Source organism: Streptomyces griseicoloratus, assembly GCF_014534645.1.
Classification (GTDB): Bacteria; Actinomycetota; Actinomycetes; order Streptomycetales; family Streptomycetaceae; genus Streptomyces; species Streptomyces griseicoloratus.
In genome coordinates this window covers 319,891-328,734 of the sequence record NZ_JACVQF010000235.1, presented here as the reverse complement: position 1 = coordinate 328,734, position 8,844 = coordinate 319,891, and the positions used below count along the sequence as shown (strand labels likewise).

Genomic DNA, 8,844 nt, shown 5'->3' with positions numbered 1-8,844 from the left:
TCGAAAAGGCACTTTCATGTCCCTCAAGGAAATCCTTCCCGGCCGTCTCGGCTTCGGTACCGCCCCGCTCGGCAACATGTTCCGCGCGATCCCCGACGACGAGGCCACTGCCACCGTCGAGGCCGCCTGGGACCAGGGCGTCCGCTACTACGACACCGCCCCCTTCTACGGCGCCGGCCTCTCCGAGGAGCGCCTCGGCAAGGTCATCTCCACCAAGCCCCGCGACGCCTACGTCCTGTCCACCAAGGTCGGCCGCGTCATCCTCGACGAACTGGAGGAAGGCGCCCGCGACCTCGGCGAGAAGGGCGGGATCTTCGAGCACGGCAACCCGAACAAGATCGTGCACGAGTGGACCGCCGAGGCCACCGAGCGCTCCATCGAGGACAGCCTCAGGCGCCTCGGTGTCGACCGGCTCGACATCGTCTGGGTCCACGACATCGCCCAGGACTTCCACGGCGATGCATGGCTGCAGAAGTTCGAGGAGGCCCGCACCGGCGCCTTCCGCGTTCTGTCCCGCCTCCGGGACGAGGGCGTCATCAAGGCCTGGGGTCTCGGCGTCAACCGCACCGAACCCATCGAGCTGACCCTCGCCCTCGACGAGCCGCAGCCCGACGGCTTCCTCCTCGCCGGCCGCTACACCCTCCTCGACCACGACCACGCCCTCCAGCGCCTGCTGCCCATGGCCCAGGAGCAGAACGTCGACATGGTCGTCGGCGGACCCTACAGCTCCGGCATCCTCGCCGGCGGCACCCACTTCGAGTACCAGCAGGCGCCGCCGGAGATCATCGACCGGGTCGGCAAGCTCAAGGCGCTCGCCGAGAAGCACGGCGTGAGCATCAAGGCCGCCGCCCTGCAGTTCTCCCTCGCCCATCCGGCCGCCGCCGCGGTCATCCCCGGCGCCACCCGGCCGAGCCGCATCGCGGAGGACGTCGCCGCGCTGAACGAGGACATCCCGGCCGCGTTCTGGACCGAGCTCCGTGCAAGCGGCCTGGTCAGCGCTGCCGCCCCGCTCCCGAACGGCGCCTGACCTCCCACTTCCCCACCCCCCACACAGCACGACCTTCAGGAGAAGGATCATGGCTTCCACCTCCGTCAGCCGCATAGTCCCGGCCCCGCCGCAGCAGGTCTGGAACCTCATCGGCGGATTCGACGCCCTGCCCGACTGGCTCCCCTACATCCCCGAGAGCACCGCCCTCGAAGGCGGCCGCGTCCGCCGGCTGACCAATCCCGACGGCGACACGATCATCGAGCGGCTGGTCGACTTCAACGAAGCCGAACGCCACTACAGCTACGCCATCCTCCAGGCTCCGTTCCCCGTCAACGGCTACGTCTCCACCCTCCGGGTCCACAGCGTCCCGGGCCGCGACGACGTCGCCGAGGTCCAGTGGTCCGGACGCTTCAACCCCGACAACGCCACCGAGGACGAGGTCGTCGACCTCTTCACCGGCATCTACCGCGACGGCCTCGACGCCCTCCACAAGGCCCTCTCCGCCTGACACCACGGCCGTCGCTCCACAGAACCGCCAGTCCGGGCACGCATCGCGTGTGCCCGGACTGGCGGTTCGCGGTGACGCGGCTCGGCGGCGGCCCTGCGGCGGCCCGGGCGGGAAAATAATTGCATTAGCCCTATATGACCTCTAGCAGGTATTTTGCTCGATGCCGTATCCTGGGTGCAGTCACTCAGAAGGAGACACGGACCCCATGACCGCCACGGACCCCGCGCTCACGGCTCTCGCCAGTGGATGGGGCGCCCTCTCCCTCTTGCACAGCCGGATCGAGACGCACATCGAGCGCGCCCTGCAGTCCCGGCACGACCTGAGCGTCCGCGAGTACTCACTGCTCGACGTGCTCAGCCGCCAGCACGAGGGCGAAGGCGGCCACCTGCAGATGAAGCAGGTGGCCGACGCGGTCGTGCTCAGCCAGAGTGCCACCACCCGTCTCGTCACCCGCCTGGAGGACCGCGGCCTGCTGTCCCGGTACCTGTGCCCGACCGACCGCCGCGGCATCTACACCGACGTCACCGAAGCCGGCCTGAAACTCCTCGAAGAGGCCCGCCCGACCAACGACGCCGCTCTCCGTGAGGCGCTCGACGAAGCCGCGAAGAACCCGGAGCTGGCTTCCCTGGTCGCGGCAGTGGAAGCGGTGGACGCTCCGGCGCCCCGCCCGTAGCAACGAGTCGCCCGGCGGAAGCGGCCGACGAAGCTGCAGCTGACGGCCGGCGGGTGTACGCCGGGCTTCCGGGCAGGAGGGTGTGGTTCAGACACCCAGGCGCAGCAGCGTCTCCCGGAAGGAGACGGCGTTCTCGGCGGGCCGGTTGTGGGGGAGCTTCGACAGGACGGCGGCCATGCCGCAGGTGTTCGTCACGCCGGAGAACACCAGGCCGGCGCCGATGGCTCCGGACAGCCAGTGCGCCGGCTGCCAGGCCAGGCCCGCGAGGAAGCCCGCAAGGACCAGGGAGCCGGCGGCGAGGCGGACCTGGCGGTCCATCGGCCAGGTGGTACGGGCCCCGGCCGGACGGTCGACGTCGTATCCGGCGGCGGTCCAGGCGCTGGTGCCGCCGCCCAGGGTGGCTGCCTCGATGCCCCTGCCGGCCAGCTGGACGCAGCTTTTGGCCGAGCGGGCCCCGGAGGCGCACACCATCAGCAGCGGTGCGCGGGTCGCGGCGGCCTTCAGCGCATCGGCGGCCTCGCCCAGGCGGTCCAGGGGGATGTTGTGGGCACCGGGCAGGTGGCCGGTGGCGTACTCGCCGGGCGTGCGTACGTCGACGACGATGAACTCGCCGAGACGGGCGGCAGCCTGGTCCGGGGTCAGGACGGTGGGGGTGGTCACGGAACAATGCCTTTCGATGGATGGTCCCCCTCCACGGTAGGATACCCGTAGGGGTATATGGAGGAGGGCGTGTGGAACTCGACATGAGCGCCGAGGAACTGAAGTCGGCGCTGAACCGGCTGCGGCGGGCGCAGGGCCAGCTCGCCGGAGTGATCAAGATGATCGAGGAGGGCCGGGACTGCGAGGACGTGATCACGCAGCTGGCCGCCGTCTCCCGCGCCCTGGACAGGGCGGGTTTCTCGATCATCGCGACCGGCCTGCAGCAGTGCATGACCAGCGAGGACCCGCAGGTGCGGGACTCGACGCAGATGCGGGCCCGGCTGGAGAAGCTCTTCCTGTCGCTGGCCTGAACCGCCTACGGGGCCCGCCCTGACCCGCTCCAGGGATGCGGGAGCGGGTGCCCGCGGCAGCGTCCGCGGGCGTTTCACAGCAGCGCGCCGATCGCCATGGCCGCGGCGACGGCCAGCAGCAGGCCGCCGAAGAGGCGTTGCAACGTGGCTGGTTGGATCTTCGCGCTCATCCTCTTGCCGTCCCAGGCACCCAGGACCGCGGTCGCGATGAACGGCAGCAGCAAGGTCATGTCCACGGTGGTGGCGGTGGCCGCCCGGGCGATCAGGGCGACCAGCGCGTTGGCGATGATGACCAGCAGGCTGGTGCCCACGGCCGCGCTCATCGGCACCGCGAGCACGGCCACCAGGGCAGGGACGGCGAGGAATCCGCCACCGACCCCGAGCAGCCCGGTCACCGCCCCCAGCCCCGCCCCGGCCGCCGCAGCACGCGGCGCCGACACCGTGGTGTTCTCCGGCGGCGTGCGGCGGCGCAGCATGCGCAGGCCCGCCAGTGCGGCGAGCACCGCGAAGGCCATGGTCAGCCCGGTGGCGGGGAGGTGCGCCGACAGGACGCCCGCCGCGGCGGCGGGCAGGAGCCCGGCCGCGGCGAACAGCAGCCCGGCGCGCCAGCGCACCGCACCGGCGCGCGCGTGCGCCAGCAGCGCGGTGGCCGAGGTGACGATCACGATGATCAGGCCGGCGGTGGTCGCCTCGGCCGGCGAGAAGCCGAGCAGGTAGATCAGGGCGGGAACGGTGATGATGCTGCCGCCCGCACCCAGCGAACCCAGGGCCAGGCCGACCAGCGCCCCGGCCAGCAGGGCAAGGACGAACGCGGTCATATGACGGCGCCCGCCACCCCGAGCGGGGCCTCGGCGGGCAGTCCCTGCGCAGCCCGGCTGCGCATGGCGCCGGTGGGCTCGGCCGAGGCCACGCCCCGGTCGGCCGGCGGGCGTGCGGCGTGCTGAGCGCGGTTGCCCGTGCGCTCGAACAGCACGGCCGTATCGGTCTGGAGCATGTGGTGGGCCAGTACAGGGGGGATGCGGCCGGGGCCGCCTGGAGACAAGGGCATGACGTGTGTTTCCTCAAGGTGCTCCTGGTCTGCCGGACTGATGGCTGCCCGGCCGGCCAGGTCGTGCGGGTCAGTGCTGGCCGGGCGTCACGAGCGTGAGGCCGGCGTGGGCGGCGGCCGCGTAGCCGTCGTCGACGGCCACCACGTCACGGCCTGCGGCCTTGAGGACGGAGGCGGCGATCGCAGCGCGCATGCCACCCGCGCAGTGCACCCACACCGTCCCGGCGGGCACCTCGTGCACCCGCGCGTGGACCTGGTGGACGGGGATGTGCACGCTTCCCTCGATCCAGCCGCCGGCACGCTCGCCGGCGCGGCGTACGTCCATCACCACCGGGTCCTGACCCTGCTCGCGGACCGCGGCCAGATCGGCGAACGTCGCCCGGCGGAACGAGGCCGGCGGCGCCTGCTCGCTGGTCCAGTCGGCCGGGGAGCCGACGGCGGCCGCGGCCGGGCGGTCGATGCCGACCCGGGCGAGTTCGCGCTGGGCGCGGGCGATGTCCTCGGCGCTCTCCGCCAGCAGGGTCACCGGCTTGCCCCACGGGATCATCCACGCCAGATAGGTCGCGAGCTGCCCCTCGACCTCGAAATTGAAGGAGCCGGCCACGTGCCCCTCGGCGAACGCGACCCGGTTGCGCAGGTCGACGACCCACTCGCCCGCCGCCAGACGGTCCGCGATCTCTGCGGCGTCGGCGCGCCGCGGCGCGGTCAGGTCCACCGGCGCCGGGCCCGCGGCATTGGCCGGGCCCATGTGCGCGTAGTAGGCCGGCACATCGTCCAGCCCGGCCAGCAGTTCCCTGACGAACGTCTCCACGTCCTGGGCCAGCACCGGATTGGCCGCCTTCTCCGCCCCGATGGTGCTGCGCTCGCCGTCGGCCTGCGCGGAGGAGCAGAAACTGCCGAACCCGTGCGTGGGCATCACCGCCACTTCGTCGTCCAGCTCCGCAGCGAGCCGGTGCGCGGAGGCGTGCTGGGCCCGGGCCAGGTCCTCGGTCAGCCGCGGCTCCACCAGGTCCGGCCGCCCCACGCTGCCGATCAGCAGCGACCCGCCCGTGAACGCGGCCACCGCACGCCCGTCCTCCTCCAGCACGTAGGCGGTGTGGTGCGGCGTGTGCCCCGGGGTGGACACGGCCCGGAGCGTCAGCCCCTCGTCGATGTCCTCGACGTCCCCGTCCGCCACGGGAACCCGCTCGTACGCCACGGAGGCTCCGGCGGGCACCAGGTAGCGGGCGCCGGTGAGCCGGGCCAGCTCAAGACCGCCGGTGACGTAGTCGTTGTGCACGTGCGTCTCGACGACCGCCGCGATCCGCACCCCACGCCGAGCCGCCGCAGCGATCACCTGATCGATGTCCCGCGGTGGGTCCACCGCGACCGCCGCCCGGCCACCACCGGCCAGATAGCTGCGGTTGCCCAGACCTTCGACTTCCAGGATGTCGGCAAAGAACACAGCACTCGCTCCCTCGTCGGACTTTTACCCCCCGGGGTATCTGGGAGCCACCGTAACAGAAATACCTGGGGGGGTATCCAGGAGGACGTGTGACGCCCTTCTAGACTCCGTACGGTCGTGCGCGCGCTCGGCGCGCAGCGGGAAGGTGGCTTGCGGATGATCGGCTCAACAGGACCAGGCACCGGTGCCGGGCGTCGCCCGGGGCTGCTGGGCCGGGAGGCGGAGTGCGAGCAGTTCGAACGGCTGCTGGCGGCGGTCCGGGCCGGTGAGAGCCGGTCGTTGGTGGTCCGTGGGGAGGCGGGAGTGGGCAAGTCCGCGCTGCTGGAGCACTTGACGAAGGCCGCTTCCGACTGCCGTGTGGTGGGCGCCGCGGGAGTGCAGTCGGAGATGGAACTGGCGTTCGCGGCGGTGCACCAGCTGTGCGTACCGTTACTGAACCGGCTGAACGATCTGCCCGCACCACAGCGCGACGCGCTCGGCACGGCGTTCGGCATGCATGCCGGCTCGGCGCCGGACCACTTTCTCGTCGGCCTGGGCGTGCTGAGCCTGCTGGCGGCGGCCGCCGAGGATCGTCCGCTGGTGTGCGTGATCGACGACGCCCAATGGCTGGACCGCGCCTCCGCGCAGGTGCTTGCCTTCGTCGCGCGCCGCCTGTTCGCCGAGTCCGTGGCCTGCGTGTTCGCCGTCCGTGATCTCGGTGAGCAGGACGAGCTGGCGGGCCTGCCGGTGATGGACGTCGCGGGTCTGCGCGACGACGACGCGCGGGCGCTGCTGGGCACGGTGGTCCTGGGCCGACTCGACGAACAGCTTCGCGACCAGATCCTCGGCGAGGCTCGTGGAAACCCCTTGGCGTTGCTGGAACTGCCGCGCGAACTGCCCTCTCTCAAGCTCGCGGGCGGATTCGTCGCGCCGGCCGCGCGCACGCTCTCGGGCCGTATCGAGAAGACCTTCCAGCGACGGCTCGAGCGCCTGCCCGCACCCACCCGACGGCTCTTGCTGCTGGCGGCCGCCGAGCCGCTCGGCGACCCGGTGCTGCTGTGGCGTGCGGCCGATGTGCTCGGGGACGGCGTCGGCATCGCGGCGGCGGACGCGGCCGAAGACATGATCGACGTCGGTGACCGGGTGCGTTTCCGGCATCCGCTGGTGCGTTCGGCGGTCTATCGGGCCGCGTCGCCGGAGCAGCGCAGGAAGGTCCACCTCGCTCTGGCGGAGGCGACCGACACAGGCACCGATCCGGACCGGCACGCCTGGCACCGCGCCCACGGCACCGCGCAGCCGGACGAGCCGACCGCCGCCGAACTCGAACGCTCGGCCGAGCGTGCCCAGGCTCGCGGCGGCCTGGCCGCCGCGGCCGCCTTCCTGGAGCGGGCGGCGGCGCTCACCCCCGATCCCGGCCGACGGGCGGAGCGCGCACTGGCCGCGTCCCGGATGACTCACCAGGCCGGATCGCCCGACACCGCGCTGAAGCTGCTGTCCATCGCCGCGGCCGGCCCACTCGATGATCATAGACACGGTGAGCTGGAGGTACTGCGCGCCCAGATCGCGTTCACCGTGGGCCGGGGCAGCGAAGGCGCCGGCCTGCTGCTCAAGGCGGCCCGCCGGCTGGAGTCCTCCGATGTGCCACTGGCGCGCGAGACCTACCTGGAAGCGATCAACGCGGCGATTCTCGCCGGGTCGCTGGCACCCGGGGGCGGCCAGCTCGAAGCAGCCCTGGCCGCCCGGGCCGTATCGCCCCTGCCGCATGCGAGCCGTGCGGCCGACCTGCTTCTCGACGGCACGGTGCTGCGCATCACCGAAGGACAGGCCGCCTGTGTGAGTACGTTGAAGGCGGCGATGGACGCCTTCAGGGCCCCGGATCTCAGCAATGACGAGGGGCTGCCCTGGCTGTGGCTGGCGAGCATCACCGCCGTGGGCCTGTGGGACTACGAGACCTGGTCGCTGCTGTCGGCCCGGCACCTGAGGATCGCCCGGGAGACCGGCCGGATCACCAACCTCCCCCTGGCACTGAGTTCGCGTATCGCCGACCGCGTTCTGGGCGGTGAGCTGGCCGAGGCCGCCGCGCTCGGCGAGGAACTGACGGCGATCTCGGAGGCGATCGGCATCAGCGCCCCGACCTATGGGGGCCTGGTCCTGGCCGCCTGGCAGGGCCGCGAGGACGACTACGCCGAACTGGCCGGGCGCGCCGCCGCCGACGCCGCCCGCCACGGCGAGGGTATTTCGCCGGTGATCAGCTCCCTGGCGGCCACTCTGCTGGCCATCGGCCACGGCCGGTACGAGCAGGCCCTGACGGCGGCACTCGAATGCAGACGGGGCGCCGGCCCCGCCGAGCTCGGCACACAGACCTGGGTGCTCACCGAAATCGTCGAAGCCGGCCTGCGGAGCGACAACCACAAGGCCGCGGCCGAAGCCTTCGAACAGCTCTCCGAGGTGACGACCCCGAGCGGCACGGACTGGGCGCTGGGCATCGAGGCCCGCGCCCGTGCCCTCCTGAGCCGGGGCACGACGGCGGAAGGCTGCTACCGGGAAGCGATCGACCGGCTCGGCCGCACCAGCGTCCGCGGGGAACTCGCCCGCGCCCATCTTCTGTACGGCGAATGGCTGCGCCGCGAGCGGCGCCGGACCCAGGCGCGCGCACAGTTGCGCACCGCCCATGAGATGTTCAGGGTCATGGGGATGGAGGCGTTCGCCGACCGGGCGGCGCGCGAACTGCGGGCGACCGGCGAGACCGCCCGCAGACGGACCGTCGAGACCGTGGGCCGGCTCACGCCGCAGGAAACGCAGATCGCGACGCTGGCCCGCGACGGACTGACGAACAAGGAGATCGCCGGCCGGCTGTACCTGAGCACCCGCACCGTCGAGTACCACCTGCACAAGGTCTTCGCCAAGCTGGGAATCACCTCACGGAACCAGCTGGGACGGGTTCTGTGACTGGGGACATCACGGATGCGAGTGCGCCCGGGCCACAGGACGCTGTGACGCATGCCGACCGCACTCGCGTCCTCCCCCTGTCCGGACCTGCCGATCATTGCCGTGGCCGCAGACCTCCCGGTACGGCCGGACCGTATGCACCCGGGCCGCCACCTGGGTCTCTTCGGCCGCCCCCGTATCACTCCTCGCGATGGTGACCGGGCACGCCGCCTCGCCGGAGCACTGACCGCCACCGCCACGAGCGG

The 8,844-nt window shown here is 72.0% G+C and carries 9 protein-coding genes; 5 read left to right on the top strand and 4 right to left on the bottom strand.

Going from position 1 to position 8,844, the window contains the following annotated elements; translation table 11 throughout:
• The first annotated feature begins 16 nt into the window (after positions 1–16).
• The 3 genes from H0H10_RS37195 to H0H10_RS37185 all read left to right on the top strand — a co-directional run bounded on the left by H0H10_RS37195 (position 17) and on the right by H0H10_RS37185 (position 2,169).
• Positions 17–1,027, top strand: a complete 1,011-nt coding sequence (locus H0H10_RS37195) for an aldo/keto reductase (RefSeq protein ID WP_188183217.1) — start codon at positions 17–19, stop codon at positions 1,025–1,027.
• A gap of 49 nt (positions 1,028–1,076) precedes the next feature.
• On the top strand, positions 1,077–1,496 hold the full coding sequence (locus H0H10_RS37190) for an SRPBCC family protein (protein ID WP_188185614.1): 420 nt from the start codon (positions 1,077–1,079) through the stop codon (positions 1,494–1,496).
• A 205-nt stretch (positions 1,497–1,701) separates the two neighbouring features.
• A complete protein-coding gene (locus H0H10_RS37185) occupies positions 1,702–2,169 on the top strand; it encodes a MarR family winged helix-turn-helix transcriptional regulator (RefSeq protein ID WP_188185613.1) in 468 nt (155 codons plus the stop codon).
• A gap of 87 nt (positions 2,170–2,256) precedes the next feature.
• Here the strand turns inward: H0H10_RS37185 and H0H10_RS37180 are convergent, their stop codons facing one another.
• Complete coding sequence (locus H0H10_RS37180) at positions 2,257–2,829, bottom strand: rhodanese-like domain-containing protein (protein WP_188185612.1); 573 nt, start codon at positions 2,827–2,829, stop codon at positions 2,257–2,259.
• 71 nt (positions 2,830–2,900) lie between these two features.
• On the opposite strand from H0H10_RS37180, the gene H0H10_RS37175 reads away from it, so the two are divergent.
• Positions 2,901–3,179, top strand: a complete 279-nt coding sequence (locus H0H10_RS37175) for a metal-sensitive transcriptional regulator (RefSeq protein ID WP_188185611.1) — start codon at positions 2,901–2,903, stop codon at positions 3,177–3,179.
• Between the two features lie 74 nt (positions 3,180–3,253).
• On the opposite strand, the gene H0H10_RS37170 is transcribed toward H0H10_RS37175, so the two are convergent.
• From H0H10_RS37170 to H0H10_RS37160, 3 genes are all read right to left on the bottom strand, one after another.
• The gene (locus H0H10_RS37170) at positions 3,254–3,997 is read right to left on the bottom strand and encodes a sulfite exporter TauE/SafE family protein (RefSeq protein WP_188185610.1); all 744 of its coding nucleotides are present in this window, start codon (positions 3,995–3,997) and stop codon (positions 3,254–3,256) included.
• Positions 3,994–4,227 (bottom strand): hypothetical protein, encoded by a 234-nt coding sequence (locus tag H0H10_RS37165; RefSeq protein WP_188185609.1) that lies wholly within the window; start codon positions 4,225–4,227, stop codon positions 3,994–3,996. The genes H0H10_RS37170 and H0H10_RS37165 overlap by 4 nt, the downstream gene beginning before the upstream one ends.
• Positions 4,228–4,297: 70 nt before the next feature.
• On the bottom strand, positions 4,298–5,671 hold the full coding sequence (locus tag H0H10_RS37160; protein WP_188185608.1) for an MBL fold metallo-hydrolase: 1,374 nt from the start codon (positions 5,669–5,671) through the stop codon (positions 4,298–4,300).
• A gap of 156 nt (positions 5,672–5,827) precedes the next feature.
• On the opposite strand from H0H10_RS37160, the gene H0H10_RS37155 reads away from it, so the two are divergent.
• Positions 5,828–8,599 carry a helix-turn-helix transcriptional regulator gene (locus H0H10_RS37155; RefSeq protein ID WP_188185607.1) on the top strand — a complete coding sequence of 924 codons (2,772 nt, stop codon included), beginning with the start codon at positions 5,828–5,830 and terminating at the stop codon, positions 8,597–8,599.
• Positions 8,600–8,844: the final 245 nt, after the last annotated feature.